The sequence below is a fragment of the Bradyrhizobium sp. SUTN9-2 genome, from assembly GCF_003122645.1.
GTDB lineage: Bacteria > Pseudomonadota > Alphaproteobacteria > Rhizobiales > Xanthobacteraceae > Bradyrhizobium > Bradyrhizobium yuanmingense.
In genome coordinates this window covers 7,182,978-7,201,195 of sequence record NZ_LAXE01000001.1, presented here as the reverse complement: position 1 = coordinate 7,201,195, position 18,218 = coordinate 7,182,978, and the positions used below count along the sequence as shown (strand labels likewise).

The following is an 18,218-nucleotide window of genomic DNA, read 5'->3' as shown; positions in this document are numbered from 1 at the left end:
GTCCTTCGGACGGCTATGCCCAGCCATGACGCTGTCGAACCGTGAGCATCCCAAACTGGTGCTTACGCCGCGTAAATCGCCCGGTACTTCTTCGTCTCCAGCAGCGCCATCACCCCGTCCGCGGCCACCGGCCGGCTGATCAGATAGCCCTGCACCTCGTCGCAAGTGATCTGCCTGAGATATTCGAGCTGGTCGGCGCTCTCGACCCCCTCCGCCACGACGCCGATCCGCAAATCGCGCGCAAGCGAGATCACCGATTTCACGATGGCCGCGCAGTCCGGCTGCACCAGCATGTCGCGGATGAAGGACTGGTCGATCTTGATGCGGCTGAACGGCAGCTTGCGCAGGTAAGTCAGCGAGGAGAAGCCGGTGCCGAAATCGTCGAGCGCGAGGGTGACGCCGAGCTCCAGCAGCGCGTTCAGGACCGTCGCGGCCGAACCGTATTTCGCCAGCAGCATCGATTCCGTGATCTCGATCTCGAGCCGATGCGGGGCGATGCTGGCCTCGGCGAGCGCCTGCACGATGGTCTGGAGGATGGCCGTGTTGTGAAATTGCGCGGCCGAGAAATTCACGGCAACCCTGATGTCTTCGGGCCAATTCGCCAGCGTCGCGCAGGCGCGGCGGATGACCCATTCGCCGATCTCGTGGATCAGCCCGGTCTCTTCGGCGACTGGTATGAATTCACTCGGCGGAACCAGCCCGCGCGAAGGATGCTGCCAGCGCAATAGCGCCTCGAAGCCGGTGATCCGGTTGGTGCCGAGATCGAGGAACGGCTGGAACACCAGGAACAGCTCGTTGCGCGCAATCGCGCCTGCGAGGTCCGCTTGCAGCGCCTTGCGCTCGCGGGACGATTTGTCGTCGGCCTGTTCGAAGAAGCAGACTGTGCCCGGCCCCGCCTTCTTGGCGCGGTAGAGCGCGGCGTCGGCATTCTTCATGAGGTCGAGCGGTGTGTTGCCGTCGCGTGGCGCCAGCACGATGCCGACGCTCGTCGCGCCGACGATCTGGCGACCCTCGATCTGGAACGGCTCGCTGAAGGCCGCGACGAAGCGTTCGGCGATCTCGAGCGCATCCTCGGGCCGTGTCAGATTGGCCATCACCAGCGCGAACTCGTCGCCGCCGATCCGCGCGACGTGCTCGGCGGCGCGCGTGCAGCGTTGCAGGCGGCTGGCGACCTGGACCAGGAATTCGTCGCCGGCGGGATGGCCGAACTGGTCGTTGACCTCCTTGAAGCGGTCGAGATCGAGCAGGAGCACCGCGAATTCCTCGCCCGATAGCGCCAGCCGCTTGAGCGCGGCATCGAGCGTTTCGTTGAAGGCGACGCGGTTGGGCAGGTGGGTCAGGGGATCGAGCCGCACCGTGCGCTCGGCCTCGATCTGCCGCATCATGCGCCGGGCGAACGAGAACGAATTGACGAACACGCCGCGCAAAAGGACGCTGCCGTAGACCACGACGAGAAAGGCGATGAGGAGAAAGGCGAGATCGCCGTTCTGGCCGAGGCAGATGGCGATGCCGAGGAAGATCGGCGCCGTGAAGGCGATCGCCGCGATCGGAATGGTGGCGAAGGCGAGCGCGCCGCCGGCCAGCATGCCCGCGCACAGGCAGGTAATGACGAGCTGGCCGCCGCTGGAAGCGTCGGCGAAGAAGGCGACCGGGACGATGCCCCAGGCGGCGCCGAGGATGAAGGCGTTGCGCACCAGCCGGTACATCGCGCGACGCGAGACGAATTGCGGCTTGGTGATGCGGCGCGCGACGTGGGATTGCAGGCCAAATCCGATCGCGGCGGCGGCGACAGCCGCCGCCCAGATCAGGGCGGGCATCCTGTCCGGCGACTGCCACAGCGCGATGGCGAGCACGATGGCGTTGCAGGCATTGGCCAGCATGATGCCGACCGAATAGCCGAGCACCAGCGACATCTGCTCGGCGCGGATATGCCCGGCCACGGCCTCGTCCGTTGCGGGACCGCCAAAGGCCGACAGATCGCCGGCGAACAGCCGTGCGACATAGCTGGTCGTTTGAGTCCGCATTCAATAGCCTAGCAGCACGGGCCGTTCTTTTCGGCTCGATCCGGAGAATTCGCCGTAAACCTTTGACGAACTATGAATTATCCCCGCTTGCCGCGCCGGCCGCGACCACTACTGCGTGCTCTTCACGCAGTATCGATAACAAATCGATACAAATGCCCGACAGGCCGGACATCAAACGGGGCGGGGGCGCGGTCTCAGCTGGGTGATGGCGACCCCGGAGATCGCGAGCAGTCCGCCGACGATCAGCTTGGGCGTAAGCCGGTCGCCGAGAAACAGTACGCTCGAAAGCAAGGCAAACACCGGAAGTAGCAGACCGAAGGGCGCGACGCGCACCATCGAGCAACGGGCGATCAGCCAGAACCAGAGGCCAAACCCGACAATTCCCCCGGCGAAGATCGTGTAGGCGAGCGCCAGCCAGCCAAGTTCGCCCGCCGTCACAAGGCTCGCCGCTTGTCCATGTTCAAGGAGCAGCGACATCAACATGACCTGCGGTACCGTGAGCAGCGAGGACCACCCCATCAACATCAAGGGATCGAAGGGGCCATAACGCTTCGTCAAGACGTTGGACACCGCGAAGGCGAAAGCTGCTCCGACTACAAGCAGCAGCGGAAGCGGGTTGGTGGACTGGCCCGGCTCCGCCGCCAGCACGGTCACGCCGACGAATGCAAGCATCACTCCGGCGCAGGTGGCAAGTGACGGTCTCTCCGCCAGCAGCGGCCAGGCCAACAGAACCGTGAAGGGCGTGGCGAGTTGGTATGCGACGGCCGATATGCTTCCCGAGCCGAGCCCGAGGCCAACGTAGAACAGCCCGAAATTCAGTCCACCAAGGAAGAGCGAAATAGCTGCGACAGGGCCGAGCTGTTGACGCGTGGGCCTGTCCACGAACGGAACAAGCAGCAGCGCAATGGCCAGAAAGCGCAGTGCGAGGAAGAAGAGCGGTGGAAACTCCGCAACGCCCACTTTGATGGCCACGAACTGATAACCCCAGATCAGGGGAACGGCGATCGCGCAGACGATCTGGATGGCAGACACGGCGGATGTCCTTTTTAAAGACCGATCAGTCCAAATATGGGCGCACCATCAGCGGAGGCGTCACGGGTTGCTTACCTGACGAAACGACCGATGAGAGCGTCGACGGCCGCTTGCGATGTGGTCCGTGCCGGTGCCGTCTTGCCGACCACGCGCAGCCCTTCAACGAAACAGACGAGAACCCGGGCGGCCGTTGCGGGCTCAACACCATCGGCCAACCTGCCCGCCGCTTTCGCGCGGGACAGTGCATCGGTCACTTTGGCCTCCATCGCCTTGAAGAAGCCCGCAACGCGTCGACCGACGTCGGCATCTCCGCCAGCTAATTCCATGGCCGTGGCCACCAGGAGACATCCGCGCCGGCCGTTGCTTCCGCTGGTGCGCTCGACGTAGCCGGCCAGGTAGGCCCGCAGGCCGTCGACCGGATCGTTCCGGGGATCGAATTCGACATCCATCCGCGCCAAGGCATCCGCGATGTAGCGATCGAGCGCGCGCAAGAAGAGCGAATGCTTGTCGCCGAAAGCGGCGTAGAGACTGCCCCGCGACAGCCTGGTCGCGCGAAGGAGATCTGGCAGCGCCGTGGCGTGATAGCCGCGCGACCAGAACACATCCATCGCGCGTTCGACGGCAGCGTCCACGTCGAAACTTCGCGGCCGGCCACGGGGCATCGGCGTTGCAGTATTTTGCCTCATGCCAATATATAGACCGATCAGTCATTAAATGACAAGGCCAAGCTCCGGGGATCATCAGCCTCCTATCCGGACCTCAACACCGGAATCTGCGCTGATGTTTTCTTCTCGTCAGCGGATCGAGACGCCCCCTCGATCGCGTGATACGTTTCGTGGACCGGCAGGCCACCGTGCGCCGCGTCGGCACCGGATGCGTTCGAAATTCCGAGGGCCTGTCCATGAGCGAGCCTTCAGCCGACGTGTCGGCAACGGTCGAATACACGATGGACAAATGGCGGATGGACCGCCTTCCCTGGGCCATGTGGGCTTGCGTCGCCGGCCTTGCGATCGCGCTTCACGCAGAGAGCCGCGGCCAGAATGGAGCGGTTTTGGCAGTCGTCTATGTGGCTCTGCTGGGGCTGGCATTCGCAGGCTATGCCCTGACGAGCCTGATCGGGCGGTCCGGCCTGCCCTTGCTGCTTGAGTTGTTGATCGGCGTCCTGGTCCTGATCATCGTCTCCGGCTTGATCGGTGTGATCAGCGTATTCGTCGGCGGGCCAAGCGGCGGCTCCAGCTATGTCGGCACGATGCGCAGTCACTATTGGACTCATCTCGTGAACCCATCGCTGAACGTTTTCGGCTGGATGTTGCTCTATCTGGGTTTCGGATGGATCGCGTTTTCAGCTTACCGGCACTTCTACGCGGATCGGGCGGTCGTCTCCATGTCTTCCGCGGGCATCCACTTTCACAGGCCATGGCTCAAGGGTCTCTTCATTCCCTGGCAGGAGGTGCGCGGGGTGGGCCATCTGGTCGTTCCCGGCATCTCGGGGGTGCCGTATGTCAGTCCATACGCTGCGGCCGTCACGGTCGGTCAAAACTTCTATGAGCAGCATATCGCCCCGAAGCGCAGCTTCTTCTCGCCACCCGGGGCCGAGGCCATGTTCCAGCCGAAAGGCGAGGCGATCCAGGTGGTGCTGAGCAGCGCCGACATGGCGGTCAAAGCGGAAGATTTTCTCGGGCCTGCCGAGGCGCGGTGGAAGACATTTCGGGATCAACCGGCATCGCCGCCCCAACGCGGCGGCACCGTCTTCTACGGACGGTGGTCGATCGATGGCTCTCGGTGGCAGGCCGTTCAGTTTCTTGCGCCTCTCGTCGGTCTGGCCGTGGTCATGCTGTACCGATAGGGGAATCCCGCTCAGCGTCCGAGTTGCTTCGGATCGTAGAAGAAGCGCTCCTCGATGATCTCATTGCCTCGCCAGGTCTGCCATGCGATCTCCTCCAGCGTCCGCGTCGCGCCCTCGGCGTCGGTGAAGGAGAACTTCCAGCGGCTGGCGACGACGTCGCCATCGATCAGGCTCGGGCCGAGGCGCACGGCAGTGACCTCCTTGAACGCCGCCAGCACGCCGCGCTCCTTATCCGCGAGCTTGTCGCGCCCGACCACCGGCGCGGCGAGATTCTCATAGGTCGCGGTATCAGCGGTGTAGTAGTCGAGGATCGCGCCGACGAAGTCGCCATCCTCCAGCCGCTTCGCAAAGGCTTCCACGATCTCACGGCTCGGCATGGTGACCTCACAATTTAAAACCGACTGATAGTCGGTAATTACCGACCGATAGTCGAAAAGTCAACTGGCCGGCTCTCGCGAATTCGACTAGACGAGAGCTTATGGCCAAACAGGCGGAGCGGCGGGCGGCGACATCGGAGGCGATCCTGGCGGCGGCGCGGCGCCTGTTCGGGACGCAAGGCTTTGCCGCGACCACTATGGACGACATTGCCGAAGGCGCTTCGGTGGCCAAAGGCGCGGTCTATCATCACTTCAAGACCAAGGAGGCGGTGTTTGAGGCTGTGTTCGACCAGGTGTCGCGCGACCTCGTTGCCGAGATCGACCGCACGGCACGCGCCGAGAAGGACGTGCTCGCCGCCATGGTCGCCGGCACCCAGCATTACTTTGCCGCGACCGCGAAGGGGCCGACCGGCCAGATCATTCTGCGTGACGGGCCGGCCGTGCTCGGCTGGGAGCGCTGGCGCGAGATCGACGCGCAGCACTTTGGCGGCAAGATGCCGCGTGCGCTCTCCGCCGCGATGGAGGCCGGCCTGATCGCGCGGCAGCCGGTCGAGCCGCTGGCGCGGCTGCTGCTCGGCGCGGTGACGGAGGCCGCGGTCGCCTGCGCCGGCCGCGCCGATATCGCCAAGGCCGGCGCGGAATATGCCCGTGCGTTCAAGTCGCTGGTCGAGGCGCTGCGCGTCAAGGCCTGAGTGTGCTACTCACAAACTCGAAACGCCCGCTCTAACAAGAAGAACAGTAGCGCATGAACGCAAATTCCGCCCTCACACCCACCGATCCCGAATTCGACTACATCATCGTCGGCGCCGGCTCCGCCGGCTGCGTGCTTGCCAACCGCCTCACCGCGAACGGCAAGCACAGCGTGCTGCTGCTCGAGGCCGGCCCGAAGGATTCCAACATCTGGATCCACGTCCCGCTCGGCTACGGCAAGCTGTTCAAGGAGAAGAGCGTCAACTGGATGTACCAGACCGAGCCGGAGCCGGAGCTGAAAGGGTCGCCAGGTGTTCCAGCCGCGCGGCAAGACGCTGGGCGGATCGAGCTCGATCAACGGCCTGCTCTATGTCCGCGGCCAGCACGAGGACTACGACCGCTGGCGCCAGCTCGGCAACACCGGCTGGGGCTATGACGACGTGCTGCCCTATTTCAAGAAGGCCGAGAACCAGTCGCGCGGCGCCGACCAGTATCACGGCACGGGCGGGCCGCTGCCGGTGTCCAACATGATCGTGACCGATCCGCTGTCGAAGGCCTTCATCGACGCTGCCGTCGAGAGCGGTCTGCCCTACAATCCTGATTTCAACGGCGCGACCCAAGAAGGCGTCGGCCTGTTTCAGACCACGACGCGCAACGGCCGGCGCGCCTCGACGTCGGTGGCCTATCTCGGTCCCGCGAAGGCGCGCAGCAATCTGAAGATCGAGACCTCCGCCCACGCTCAGCGCATCCTGTTCGAAGGGCGCCGAGCCGCAGGCGTCGAATACCGGCAAGGCGCCACCTTGCGCCGCGCCCGTGCGCGGCGGGAAGTCGTCGTGTCGAGCGGCGCCTACAACTCGCCGCAGCTGCTTCAGCTCTCCGGCGTCGGGCCCGGCGATCTCCTGCGCAAGCATGGCATCGAGGTGGTGCTCGATGCTGCCGGCGTGGGGCATGATCTGCAGGATCACATGCAGGTCCGCATCGTCATGCGCTGCTCGCAGAAGATCACGCTCAACGACACCATCAATCATCCGCTTCGCCGCACCATGGCCGGCGCACGCTATGCGCTGTTTCGCAAGGGATGGCTGACGATCGCAGCCGGCACGGCGGGCGCCTTCTTCAAGACCAGTCCGCGCCTCGCCTCGCCCGACATCCAGGTTCATTTCCTGCCGTTCTCGACCGACAAGATGGGCGAGAAGCTGCACGATTTCTCCGGCTTCACCGCTTCGGTTTGCCAGCTCCGTCCTGAAAGTCGCGGTTCCCTCCGCATCAAGAGTGCCGACCCGGCCGTGCCGCCGGAAATCCGCATCAACTACATGTCGACCGAGACCGATCGCACCACCAACGTCGAGGGCATCAAGATCTTGCGCAAGATCCTGAACGCTCCGGCGCTGAAACCGTTCGTGGTCAGCGAGTACGACCCCGGCGCGAAAGTATCTTCGGATGCCGAGATCCTGGATTATTGCCGCGAACGCGGCAGCACCATCTATCATCCGACCTCGACCTGTCGTATGGGCAATGACGCGCTCGCGGTGGTCGATCAGCGGCTGAAGGTGAGGGGGCTCGACGGCCTTCGCGTCGTCGACGGCTCGATCATGCCCGATCTGGTGTCAGGGAACACCAATGCGCCGATCATCATGATCGCCGAAAAGGCCTCCGACATGATATTGGAGGATGCGCGTTAGTTTCGCGCTTTGAAAGGATCCGGACTTGGCTACGCGACTGAAGATCGGCACACGCAAGAGCGCCATGGCGCTGGCACAGACGGAAGAGATTGCGCGCCGCCTGACCGCCGCGGTGCCCGGTCTCGACGTCGAGATCGTCAAATTCGATACCACGGGCGATCTCGACCAGACCAGCAAGCTGCTGCCGCATGGCGGCAAAGGCGGCGCCTTCGTGGCGCAGATCCGCGCCGCCGTGCTGTCGGGTGAGCTCCAGGCGGCGATGCATTCGTTAAAGGACATGCCTGGTAACGAGGACACGCCGGGTCTCGTCATCGGTGCCACGCTGTCGCGCGATCCGCCTGGTGATGCGCTGGTGCTGCGCGAGGATGTGACGCTGGAGGCGCTGCGGCAGTCCCGCGGCAAGGGTTTCAAGATCGGCACCAACGCGGTGCGCCGTGCAGCCTATGCGCGGCGGCTGTTCCCTGATGTCGAGGTGATCCACTTCCGTGGCGCCGCCGACACGCGCGTGCGCAAGCTCGACAATGGCGAGAAACAGCGCCTGCCGGATGGCGGCGCTGTGGGGCCCGCCGATGCGCTGATCATGGCGCGCTCGGGCCTCGATCGCGTCGGCCTGTCCCACCGCATCGCGTACGAATTCACAGCAGTGGAGATGTTGCCGGCGGCAGGGCAGGGCATCGTCGCGGTCGAATGCGCCGCGCAGGATTGGCAGACGCGGCAGATCCTGTCGTCGATCGACGACGCCGCTGCGCACGCCTCCGCCGACGCCGAGCGCGAGGTGCTGTGGGTGCTCAACGGCCACTGCAATTCACCGGTGGCGGGCTTCTCGACCATCACGGGCGATCGGATGTCGCTCACCGCCTCGGTGCTCGATCTCTCCGGCAACACCATCATCGAAGCCTCGCATACGGGGCCGGCCAACCGTCCGCGCGAGCTCGGCCGCGCGGTGGGATTGGACCTGCTGACGAAGGGTGCGGCGGAGATCATCGAGCGCAGCCGGCCGCGGTAAGCATGCCGAAATCACGATCTCTGATGACGTCATTTTGCACCTGTTTTGCCCGACAAGTCAAAACGCACGGGCGAGTCATGCCCGCCTAATATTTTCAACGACTTGCCTACTGTGCATGGGGTTGTTTTTTGCACTTCTTGCAAGACCCGATCACAACGGCTCGTCATCCCCGGGCTTGTCCCGGGCATCCACGTTCTTCGCGTCGCATGGCAAGGCGTGCATGGCCGGGACAAGCCCGGCCATGACGACGTGGATAGACGGCCCTCACCCCCGCACGCGCCGGATCATCTGCTCGACATGGGCGATCGGCGTCTCCGGCTGGATGCCGTGGCCGAGGTTGAAGATCAGCCGCCCGGCAGCAAAATTGGCCAGCACGTTGTCGACCGCGCCATCGAGCGCGGCGCCGCCCGTGATCAGCACCAGTGGATCGAGGTTGCCCTGCACCGCGACCTTGCTCTGCACCCGCTCGCGGATGAAGGCGGGCTCCGCGGTCCAGTCGATGCTGACGGCATTGACGCCGGTCGCTTCGACATAGCCGGGCAGTTGCGCGCCCGCACCGCGCGGGAAGCCGATGATCTTCGCGTCCGGCACTTTGGCCCTTACGCCCTCCACGATGCGCCGTGTCGGCTCGACCGACCAGCGCGCGAACTCGGTGGGCGGCAGCACGCCGGCCCAGGTGTCGAAGATCTGCAACGCGTCGGCGCCGGCGGCGAGCTGTGCCAGCAGATACTGAATCGAGTTGTCGACCAGGACGTCGATGATCTGCGAGAAGGCTTCCGGATGCCGATAGGCCATCATCCGGGCCGGCGCCTGGTCCGGCGTGCCGTGGCCCGCGACCATGTAGGTCGCCACCGTCCACGGCGCGCCGCAGAAGCCGATCAGGGCGGTCCTGGGATCGAGCGCGCCGCGCACGATCTTCAGCGCCTCGAACACCGGCTCCAGCTTGCCGAAGTCGGCGCGCGTCGCCAGCGTCGCCACCTTGGCCGGATCGTCCAGCGGCTCGAGCCGCGGGCCCTCGCCAGCCTCAAACCGCACCGAACGTCCGAGCGCATAGGGGATCACCAGGATGTCGGAGAAGATGATCGCCGCGTCGAAACCGAACCTTCGGATCGGCTGCAGCGTCACCTCGGCGGCAAGCTCCGGGTTGAAACAGAGATCGAGGAAGCCGCCCGCCTTGGCGCGCACCTCGCGATATTCCGGCAGGTAGCGCCCGGCCTGGCGCATCATCCACATGGGCGGGACGCTCCGGCGCTGGCCGGAGAGGACGTCGATGAAGCGTTTCGTCGAAGACTGGGGCACGAATGGTCCTGAAGCAGGTTGTGCTTCCTGATACACCGCCGCGGCCCGCAGCGGAACAGGGGAACCTGGATGATCGGGCCGCGTTGACCAGCCAATGGAGGAGATCATGGCTGAGACATTCAATCCCGCGCCGCACGACAAGCACGCCGAAGACCTGCGCGAGGCGCTCGCTGCCGATCGGCAGTCCAAGCTCGACGACGGGCTGAGGGACACGTTCCCAGCGTCCGATCCCGTGAGCGTGGCGCAGCCGACGCCCTCGAAGGCCGACGCCGATGCCGAGCATCCTTCGCTCTGGGCCAAGGTCAAGGCCATCTTCAGCTAGCGGCGGCGGGCGCCGGATTCTGATCGGCCCGCTAATGTCTTGTTAGCGATGCACCGATCGCCGCGTCCGTAAGACTACTGGAAAGGGCGGAAACCGCCGCGTAGTCCGGTAGCGATTTCAGAATTAAATAACAGAAGCGGCAGAGGTTTCCGAACGATCGGAGAACCCTGCCACATGAGCGCTACCCAACGAGCCGGATGGAGCCGCCTGCCGCTGCGCGCGGCGGCCTTCGTGGCGCTGACCTGCGCGACGATCCTCGGCGTCAGCGGTTGGCGTGAATGGACGGCACGCGATGCGGTGCTCAAGGCCGCCGAGATGGAGATGGCGAACGTGGCCCGTTCGCTGACCCAGCATGCCGAAGACAGCCTCGATCTCCTGGATTCCGGTGTCGTCGGCGTGGTCAGCCGGTTGGAGATGGACGGCACCGCACCGGTCACGATCGCGAAGCTGCGCACCTTGCTGGATGTGCGCAAGAAGGCGATCGCGCGCATTCACAGCCTCGCCATCATCGACGATCAGGGCAACTGGCTGACCTCACCCGGTACGATCGGCACGACCTTCAGCGACGATGCGTTCTTCCGACATCACCAGCTCTCGCCGAAGCGCGAGGCCCATGTCGGCCGTCCCGTGAAGAGCCTGCTGGACGGCGAATGGGTCGTCACCCTGTCACGCCGCTTCAGCAAGCAGGACGGCAGCTTCGGCGGCGTGGTGCTCGCGACCATCAGCTCGGACTATCTGTCGCACTTCTACAAGCAGTTTGAGATCGGCCGCAACAGCTCCGTGTCACTGGCGCATGGCGACGGACTGATCGTCGCGCGCAATCCCAGCAACGAGACATTCGTCGGGCGCAGCGTCGCCGACAAGCCGTTGTTCCGCGAGCCGAGCCTGCAACGGCCGAGCGGCGCCCATCATTTCACCTCGTCGCTGGACGGTGTCGAACGCGTCAGCTTCTTCAATCGCAGCGGTCGGTTCCCGCTCCTCCTGCTCGCCACCGTCGACAAGGACGAGCTGCTCGCGCCGTGGCGCGCGGCGGCGATCTCCCGCATGCTCTACGTGTTCGCGCTGGTGATGCTGATCGCAGTCATCGGCGGCGTGCTGGTGCGGCAGTTGCAGCGCGGCCAGCGCATGGCTGTCGCGCTGACCGAGACGGAGGCGCATTTCCGCCTGCTCGCCGAAGGCTCCAGCGACATGGTGACGCGGATCGGCCTCGATGAGCGACTGCGTTATGTCTCGCCCTCGTCGGTCCGCATCGTCGGCTGGCGTCCCAATCAACTGGTCGGTTCGCCGGCCCTCGCGGGTATCAATCCGGAGGACCTGCCGGAAGTCCAGGCGATCGTCGACGCGATGAAGCGCGGTGAGAAGGAGGAGGCGCGTCTCACCTACCGCAACTCGCATCGGCAGAACGGCGAGATCTGGCTCGAATCGACCATGCGGGTGACGCGCAAGGACAATGGCCAGGTCGATGGCGTGGTCGCGATCTCCCGCGACATCACCGAGCACAAGAGGCTGGAAACCAGGCTCGAGACGCTTGCGATCGAGGACAGCCTCACCGGCCTTGCCAATCGCCGCCGCTTCGACGAGCGCCTGAAGGAGGAATGGGCGCGTGCCTATCGCGACCGCTCCAGCCTTGCTTTGCTGATGATCGATGTCGACCACTTCAAGGCCTACAACGACGAATATGGCCATCCCGCGGGCGATGCCTGCCTGCGCCTGATCGCCAAGATCATCGCGGCCGAAGCGCAGCGCGCCGGCGATCTGGCGGCGCGTTACGGCGGTGAGGAATTCGCCATGCTGCTGCCGAACATCGATGCCGCCGGCTGCGCCCGGATCGGCGAACGGATCCGCAACGCCATTCACGAGGCCGGCCTCGTGCATGGCAGCAATGAGGCGGCTGGATGCGTCACCGCTTCGCTTGGCGGCGCAGCCTGCCGGCCGGCGTTCGAACGAACCGCGGGGGTCGCTGCGCTGGTCGAAGCTGCCGACCGGGCGCTCTATGCCGCCAAGGCCGCAGGCCGCAACCGCCTGGTAATGTCCGGCGAGGTCATGGATCTGCTGCCCAAGGCGTCCGGCCAGTAACACCGTTCAATAATGCGGGGGAGGCTCGTTGGCAGGCCCTGGCGCATTTGCCTCGGCGTCCTGCAGCCGAGCATTGAGCTCGGTGATCTGCCGCGTCAGCCTGTCGATCTGCTTCCACTGCGCGGTGATGGTCTGGTTCAACGTCTCGATCGTATCGTCCTGATAGGCGAGGCGCGTCTCCAGCGTGTCGATGCGCTCGCTCAGCGTCTTGATCTCATTCGTCACGCGTTACGTCCTTGTTTCGCTCGCGCAAGCCGTGGCCGAGCGCCACGCGCTCGTCGAACACGAAGCATTCGCCGCGCCAGCGGCTCTCCGCCTCCGGCACGTCTTCCAGATATCTCAGGATGCCGCCCTTGAGATGATAGACCTCGGCAAAGCCGCGTGCGAGCAGATGCGCGCTCGCCTTCTCGCAGCGGATGCCGCCGGTGCAGAACATCGCGATCCTGCGGTGCCGTGCCGGATCGAGCTGCTCGGCGGCAAAGTCCTTGAACTGGCCGAAGCTCTTGATGCCGGGATCGAGCGCGCCCTCGAACGTGCCCATCGCGACCTCGAAGGCGTTGCGGGTGTCGAGCACGAGGGTATCGGGTGCTGCGATCAGCGCGTTCCATTCGTGCGGATCGACATAGGTGCCGACCCGACGCGTCGGATCGGCGGCCGCATCGCCCAGGGTGACGATCTCCTTCTTCAGCCGCACCTTCAGCCGTCCGAACGGCATCGCCTCCGCGGCGGAGAATTTCAATTCGAGATTGTCGAGCCTGCCGCCGAACATGTCGCCGCGTGCGAGCTCGTGAGCGAAAGCCTCGATCGCCTCCGGTGCGCCGGCGACCGTGCCGTTGATGCCCTCCTGCGCCAGCAACACGCTGCCCTTCAGCCCAAGGCCGGCGCAGCAGGCGCGCAGCGGCTCGCGCAGCTCGCGGTAATCCGGGAGGGCGACGAATTGATAGAAGGCGCAGACCTTGTAAGGCGTATTGCTGGACGTCATGGCCGCTCGTTTAGCAGGCGGCTCGCGCCCGGAAAACCCGCATCGCAAGAGCCTGCAAAAGGTCCATACGCCCAGCGGATAGCAGCCATTTTCCTGGTATGCCAGCATTGCCCCGCGGGGCGGGAATGTGCCATGTAGACGCGGTTTTCGAGATGGCGCGCCAACCGCGCCGACGGCCAAGAGAGCAAGACATTCGATGAGAAACTTCCATTTCCCCGGCAGGTCCACGGTCCACGCCACCAACGCGATGGTGGCGACCTCGCATCCGCAGGCCTCGCTCGCCGCGATCGAGGTGCTGCGCGAGGGCGGCACCGCGGTGGACGCGGCGGTTGCCGGCTCGGCCCTGCTCGGCGTGATCGAGCCGCAATCGACCGGCATCGGCGGTGATTGCTTTGCGCTGATCCAGCCGCGGGGCGAGGGCAAGATCGTCGCCTATAACGGCTCCGGCCGCGCGCCAAAGGCGGCGAATGCCGACTGGTATCTCGAACGCAAGATCAATTCCGTGCCGCTCACCTCGGCGCATGCGGTCTCGATCCCTGGCGTGATCGATGCCTTCGCGACCGTGCTGCGCGATCACGGCAAGTTCGGCTTCGACCGGCTGCTCCAGCCCGCGATCAAGGCGGCCGAGGAGGGCTACGTCGTCGCGCCCCGGATTGCCTTCGATTGGAAGAACCAGTTCGAGAAGCTGAAGAACGGTACCAACACCGTGCGCTATTTGTTGCCGGGCGGCCAGCCGCCGGTCGCCGGCGACGTCATTCGCCAGGCCGAGCTCGGCAAGACGCTGCGCGCGATCGCCAGGGACGGCCGCGACGCGTTCTACAAGGGCGAGATCGCGGAGGACATGGTCGAGACCCTCAGGGGCATCGGCGGCCTGCACACGCTCGACGATTTCGCCGCGCACACGACCGAAGTGACCACGCCGATCGGCACCATGTACAAGGGCTATGACGTCTGGCAGTGCCCGCCGAACGGCCCGGGCGTCACCGCGCTGTTGATGCTCAACATCCTGTCGCGGTTCGATCTGACCAAGTACGCGCCCGTGAGCGTCGAGCGCTTCCATCTCGAAGCGGAAGCGGCACGCATCGCCTACATGAACCGCGAGATGCATGTCGCCTCTCCCGAGCACATGAAGATCAACGTCGCCGAGATGCTCGAGAAGGGCTTTGCCGACGAGTACATCAGCAAGATCCGCCTGGACGGCATGCTCGACCTGCCGAACGTCGCGCCGCCGATGAATCCCTCGACCATCTACATCACGGTCGTGGACAAGGACCGCAACGTCTGCTCGTTCATCAATTCGGTTGCGCATTCCTTCGGCTCGGCGATCGTCTCGAACAAGACCGGTGTCCTGTTCCAGAACCGCGCCGGCGGCTTCCGAATCCAGCCGGGCCATCCCAATTGCATCGAAGGCGGCAAGCGCCCGCTGCACACGATCATGCCGGGCCTGCTCACCAAGGGCGGCCGTTCCACGATGTCGTTCGCGGTCATGGGCGGCCAGTACCAGCCGACGGGCCAGACTCATCTCCTGACCAACATCCTCGACTACGGCTGCGACGTGCAGGAGGCGATCGACATGCCGCGCGGCCTGCACTACGAGGGACAGTATCAGCTCGAGGACAGCGTGCCGGCGGCCGTCGTCGAGGGCCTGAAGAAGCTCGGCCACAAGACCACCAGCGTGGTCGGCCCGCTCGGCGGTGCCCAGGCGATCTGGATCGATTGGGACAAGGGTACGCTCACCGGCGGCTCCGATCCGCGCAAGGACGGCTGCGCGCTGGGTTATTGATCGCCGGCGCAGTTCCCCACGCGAGATCAGGAAAAGTTGACCAAGGGCGGCGCGGCATTTGCTGCGCCGCCCTTCTCTCATCGGAACTGCGCCCATTGCTCCAGGTTAAGGGGCGATGAGCGGTGCAGGCGTGCGCTGCTTTGCAGATCAGCGGCGGAGGCCTGCCATGCCCGACAAACCAGGTTCCAGATCATCCGGATTCGACCGGCGCGCCTTCATGACCGGCGCGGCGGGCAGCGCGCTGATCCCGATCACGGCGCGCGCGGCGTCGGAGGATGCCCGGGCGCCGGCCGCGCAGGATCCGTCGCTTCCCGTCGAGGTCACGCTGAACGTCAACGGCAAGGACAAGCGCCTGAGCATCGATGCGCGCACCACGGTGCTCGATGCCTTGCGCGAACATCTCAAGCTCACCGGCAGCAAGAAGGGCTGCGATCACGGCCAGTGCGGCGCCTGCACGGTGCTGATCGACGATCGCCGTGTGCTGTCGTGCCTGACGCTGGCACTCGCCGCCGAGGGACAGGAGATCACGACCATCGAAGGCCTCGCCACTGACGACCGCCTGCATCCGATGCAGCAGGCCTTCATCGACAACGATGCGTTCCAGTGCGGCTATTGCACGCCCGGCCAGATCATGTCGGCGATCGCGTGCGTGAAGGAGGGCCATGCCGGCAGCGAGGCCGACATCCGCGAATATATGAGCGGCAACATCTGCCGCTGCGCAGCCTATCCCAACATTGTCGCCGCCGTGAAGCAGGCCGCGCCCGAGATCATGAAAGGTTAGGCGCATGCGACCGTTTTCGTATCAGAGAGCATCAGACCCCGACATGGCCGTGCAGGCGCTCGGCGTCGCCGCAGCTGCAAACAATCCGCTGACGAAGGCGGCGGCGCAGCCGCTTGCCGGCGGCACCACCCTGATCGATCTGATGAAGCTCGACGTGATGCGACCCACCGCGATCGTCGACATCAATCCGCTGGCCCCCGCCTGGTCGGCGATCGCGCCAGGCGGCGACGGCTTGCGCCTCGGCGCGCTCGCCAAGATGTCCGACGTCGCCGCGCACGCCGAGATCCAGCGCTTCTATCCCGTGATCGCGGATTCGCTGAAGCTCGCCGCGAGCGCCCAGCTGCGCAACATGGCAACGCTCGGCGGCAACGTGATGCAGCGGACGCGCTGCAACTACTTCCGCGATGTCTCCTATGAGAACTGCAACAAGCGCAATCCAGGCTCCGGCTGTGCCGCAATGGACGGCGTCAATCGCATTCATGCGGTGCTCGGGACCTCCGATCAGTGCATCGCGACGTATCCTGGCGATTTCGCGCAGGCGCTGATCGCGCTCGATGCCATGGTCGAGATCACCGGCAAGGCCGGTACGCGCAGCATGCCGTTCGCGCAGCTTCACAGGGCACCAGGCAGCACGCCCGACATCGAGACTGCGCTTCAGCCCGGCGAGCTGATCTCGGCGTTCTCGATCTCCGGCCGCTGGCCACGCTCCGTGTATTTGAAGGCCCGCGACCGGCAATCCTACGAATTCGCGCTGTCGTCAGCCGCGATCGCGCTCAACGTCCAAGACGGCACGATCCGCGACGCGCGCGTCGCGCTCGGTGGCGTCGCCACCGTACCGTGGCGGGCGCGTGAGGCCGAGGCGCTGTTGAAGGGACAGAGGTTCGACGAAGCTCTGGCACAGCGCGTCGCCGATGCAGCTTTCGCAGACGCCCGCGGGCGCCGGCACAACAGCTTCAAGATTGCGCTCGGCAAGCGTGTCGTGGCACGCGCGCTCCAGCAGGCCGTAACGATGGAGATCTGACCATGACCGCTGCAGCTCCCGGGCCGAGGACGAATATGGGGCAGCCCGTGCCGCGCTATGATGCGGCCGCAAAGGTGACGGGGCGGGCGACCTATGCCTCGGACATGCCGCTGGACAATCCGGCCTACGCGTTCCTGGTCACCAGCGCCATCGCCAAGGGCCGGATCGACCGCTTCGACCTCGACGATGCCAAGCGCGTCCGCGGCGTGATCGAGATCGTCACGCACGAGAACGCCCCGAAGCTGAACGAGTCGAAACTGTACAGCAATGGCGGCTATGCCGGCACGACGATCCAGCCGTTGAAATCGGCCGAGATCGCCCATGACGGCCAGATCATCGCCGTGGTGGTGGCGGAGAGTTACGAGGCCGCGCGCGAAGCGGCCAACCGCGTCAAGGTCAGCTATAGCGCTGCTACGCCCAGCGCGACTTTCGATTCGCCGGGGACGACGACAGCCGCCGCGAAAGGACAAAACTCGCAGTTCAAGGAAGACCCGAAGGTCGGGGATTTCGCCAAGGCGTTCGACGCGGCCGAGGTCAAGCTGACCGCCTCCTACGAGACGCCGACGCAGCATCACAATCCGCTGGAGCTGTTCACGACCAGCTGCACCTGGATGGGCGACAATCTCGTCATCTACGAGGGCAGCCAGTATGTCCATGGCCTGAAGCACGGCGTGGCAGAGCAGCTCGGCATCGACGCCGACAAGGTGCGCGTGGTCAATCCCTATGTCGGCGGCGGATTCGGCTCGCGAGGTTCGATGACGCCGCGCACCGCCATCATCGCCGCCATGGCCAGGCGCCTGAACCGTCCGATTAAGCTGGTCCCGACCCGCGACCAGGGCTTCACCATTACCACTCATCGCGCCGAGACCCGTCACGAGATCAAGCTTGGTGCGAGCCGCGACGGCAGGCTGGTCGCCTTGAGGCATGAGGGGGCCGAAGTCTCCTCGCGCCCCGACGCCTATTGCGTCGGCGGCACCAAGACCACCACGCGGCTCTATGCCTGCCCGAACGTGGACAGCCTGGTCTCGATTGTGCGTGCCGATCGCAACACGCCCGGCTTCATGCGCTCGCCCCCCGAGGTGCCGTATCTGTTCGCGCTGGAGAGCGCGCTGGACGAGCTCGCGGTGAAACTGAACATGGATCCAGTCGAGCTTCGCCGCATCAACGACGCCACCAGGGATCCCATCGATGGCAAGCCCTACACGTCGCGATCGCTCATGGCGTGCTTCGACGAAGCCGCCAAGGCGTTCGGCTGGTCGCAGCGCTCGCCACAGCCGAAATCGATATCCGACGGCGA

General features: G+C 65.1%; 16 protein-coding genes and 1 pseudogene. 10 read left to right on the top strand and 7 right to left on the bottom strand.

Features of this window, described 5'->3' with window-relative positions:
- Positions 1–62 precede the first annotated feature (62 nt).
- The 3 genes from XF30_RS33380 to XF30_RS33370 form a co-directional block, all read right to left on the bottom strand.
- Positions 63–2,024: a putative bifunctional diguanylate cyclase/phosphodiesterase gene (locus tag XF30_RS33380; RefSeq protein WP_109145036.1), complete on the bottom strand. Its 1,962-nt coding sequence runs from the start codon at positions 2,022–2,024 to the stop codon at positions 63–65.
- Between the two features lie 171 nt (positions 2,025–2,195).
- Positions 2,196–3,056, bottom strand: coding sequence for a DMT family transporter (locus XF30_RS33375; protein WP_036013915.1), 861 nt, complete (start codon positions 3,054–3,056; stop codon positions 2,196–2,198).
- Positions 3,057–3,127: 71 nt separating this feature from the next.
- Positions 3,128–3,688 (bottom strand): TetR/AcrR family transcriptional regulator, encoded by a 561-nt coding sequence (locus tag XF30_RS33370; protein ID WP_463671658.1) that lies wholly within the window; start codon positions 3,686–3,688, stop codon positions 3,128–3,130.
- Positions 3,689–3,891: 203 nt separating this feature from the next.
- Between XF30_RS33370 and XF30_RS33365 the strand changes: the two genes are divergently transcribed.
- Entirely contained in the window at positions 3,892–4,902 is a 1,011-nt protein-coding gene (locus tag XF30_RS33365; protein ID WP_225186851.1) for a hypothetical protein, read from the top strand.
- Positions 4,903–4,913: 11 nt separating this feature from the next.
- On the opposite strand, the gene XF30_RS33360 is transcribed toward XF30_RS33365, so the two are convergent.
- Complete coding sequence (locus tag XF30_RS33360; protein ID WP_036013913.1) at positions 4,914–5,279, bottom strand: nuclear transport factor 2 family protein; 366 nt, start codon at positions 5,277–5,279, stop codon at positions 4,914–4,916.
- A gap of 101 nt (positions 5,280–5,380) precedes the next feature.
- Between XF30_RS33360 and XF30_RS33355 the strand changes: the two genes are divergently transcribed.
- The 3 genes and pseudogenes from XF30_RS33355 (at position 5,381) to hemC (ending at position 8,657) form a co-directional block, all read left to right on the top strand.
- A complete protein-coding gene (locus XF30_RS33355) occupies positions 5,381–5,971 on the top strand; it encodes a TetR/AcrR family transcriptional regulator (RefSeq protein WP_109145034.1) in 591 nt (196 codons plus the stop codon).
- A 53-nt stretch (positions 5,972–6,024) separates the two neighbouring features.
- Positions 6,025–7,651 (top strand): annotated as a pseudogene (locus XF30_RS33350) (GMC family oxidoreductase).
- A 25-nt stretch (positions 7,652–7,676) separates the two neighbouring features.
- Positions 7,677–8,657, top strand: coding sequence for a hydroxymethylbilane synthase (gene hemC / locus XF30_RS33345; RefSeq protein ID WP_109145033.1), 981 nt, complete (start codon positions 7,677–7,679; stop codon positions 8,655–8,657).
- A gap of 264 nt (positions 8,658–8,921) precedes the next feature.
- Here the strand turns inward: hemC and hemE are convergent, their stop codons facing one another.
- Positions 8,922–9,956: a uroporphyrinogen decarboxylase gene (gene hemE / locus XF30_RS33340; RefSeq protein ID WP_109145032.1), complete on the bottom strand. Its 1,035-nt coding sequence runs from the start codon at positions 9,954–9,956 to the stop codon at positions 8,922–8,924.
- Between the two features lie 106 nt (positions 9,957–10,062).
- On the opposite strand from hemE, the gene XF30_RS33335 reads away from it, so the two are divergent.
- Positions 10,063–10,278, top strand: a complete 216-nt coding sequence (locus XF30_RS33335; RefSeq protein ID WP_036013926.1) for a hypothetical protein — start codon at positions 10,063–10,065, stop codon at positions 10,276–10,278.
- 174 nt (positions 10,279–10,452) lie between these two features.
- Positions 10,453–12,354 carry a diguanylate cyclase gene (locus XF30_RS33330; RefSeq protein WP_109145031.1) on the top strand — a complete coding sequence of 634 codons (1,902 nt, stop codon included), beginning with the start codon at positions 10,453–10,455 and terminating at the stop codon, positions 12,352–12,354.
- Positions 12,355–12,360: 6 nt separating this feature from the next.
- Here XF30_RS33330 and XF30_RS33325 read toward each other — a convergent pair whose 3' ends face one another.
- Together XF30_RS33325 and trhO are read right to left on the bottom strand one after the other, a co-directional pair.
- Positions 12,361–12,579 carry a SlyX family protein gene (locus tag XF30_RS33325; protein WP_036024763.1) on the bottom strand — a complete coding sequence of 73 codons (219 nt, stop codon included), beginning with the start codon at positions 12,577–12,579 and terminating at the stop codon, positions 12,361–12,363.
- Positions 12,569–13,336 carry an oxygen-dependent tRNA uridine(34) hydroxylase TrhO gene (trhO, locus tag XF30_RS33320; RefSeq protein ID WP_109145030.1) on the bottom strand — a complete coding sequence of 256 codons (768 nt, stop codon included), beginning with the start codon at positions 13,334–13,336 and terminating at the stop codon, positions 12,569–12,571. Before trhO ends, XF30_RS33325 begins: the two co-directional genes overlap by 11 nt.
- Positions 13,337–13,532: 196 nt before the next feature.
- Here trhO and ggt point away from each other — a divergent pair, with 196 nt between their 5' ends.
- From ggt to XF30_RS33300, 4 genes are all read left to right on the top strand, one after another.
- Positions 13,533–15,119, top strand: a complete 1,587-nt coding sequence (ggt, locus tag XF30_RS33315; protein WP_036024766.1) for a gamma-glutamyltransferase — start codon at positions 13,533–13,535, stop codon at positions 15,117–15,119.
- 166 nt (positions 15,120–15,285) lie between these two features.
- Positions 15,286–15,900 carry a (2Fe-2S)-binding protein gene (locus XF30_RS33310; protein ID WP_109145029.1) on the top strand — a complete coding sequence of 205 codons (615 nt, stop codon included), beginning with the start codon at positions 15,286–15,288 and terminating at the stop codon, positions 15,898–15,900.
- A gap of 4 nt (positions 15,901–15,904) precedes the next feature.
- Entirely contained in the window at positions 15,905–16,921 is a 1,017-nt protein-coding gene (locus XF30_RS33305) for an FAD binding domain-containing protein (RefSeq protein ID WP_109145028.1), read from the top strand.
- 2 nt (positions 16,922–16,923) lie between these two features.
- Positions 16,924–18,218 (top strand): xanthine dehydrogenase family protein molybdopterin-binding subunit (locus XF30_RS33300; protein ID WP_146207816.1); only part of this gene is annotated, 1,295 nt, incomplete at its 3' end.

Excerpts from the sequence above, each read along its gene's own strand:
- XF30_RS33380 (WP_109145036.1), bottom strand. The coding sequence starts at position 2,024 with ATGCGGACTCAAACGACCAGCTATGTCGCACGGCTGTTCGCCGGCGAT.
- XF30_RS33310 (WP_109145029.1), top strand. The coding sequence starts at position 15,286 with ATGCCCGACAAACCAGGTTCCAGATCATCCGGATTCGACCGGCGCGCC.
- XF30_RS33335 (WP_036013926.1), top strand. The coding sequence starts at position 10,063 with ATGGCTGAGACATTCAATCCCGCGCCGCACGACAAGCACGCCGAAGAC.
- XF30_RS33330 (WP_109145031.1), top strand. The coding sequence starts at position 10,453 with ATGAGCGCTACCCAACGAGCCGGATGGAGCCGCCTGCCGCTGCGCGCG.
- XF30_RS33360 (WP_036013913.1), bottom strand. The coding sequence starts at position 5,279 with ATGCCGAGCCGTGAGATCGTGGAAGCCTTTGCGAAGCGGCTGGAGGAT.
- trhO (WP_109145030.1), bottom strand. The coding sequence starts at position 13,336 with ATGACGTCCAGCAATACGCCTTACAAGGTCTGCGCCTTCTATCAATTC.
- ggt (WP_036024766.1), top strand. The coding sequence starts at position 13,533 with ATGAGAAACTTCCATTTCCCCGGCAGGTCCACGGTCCACGCCACCAAC.
- XF30_RS33355 (WP_109145034.1), top strand. The coding sequence starts at position 5,381 with ATGGCCAAACAGGCGGAGCGGCGGGCGGCGACATCGGAGGCGATCCTG.
- XF30_RS33305 (WP_109145028.1), top strand. The coding sequence starts at position 15,905 with ATGCGACCGTTTTCGTATCAGAGAGCATCAGACCCCGACATGGCCGTG.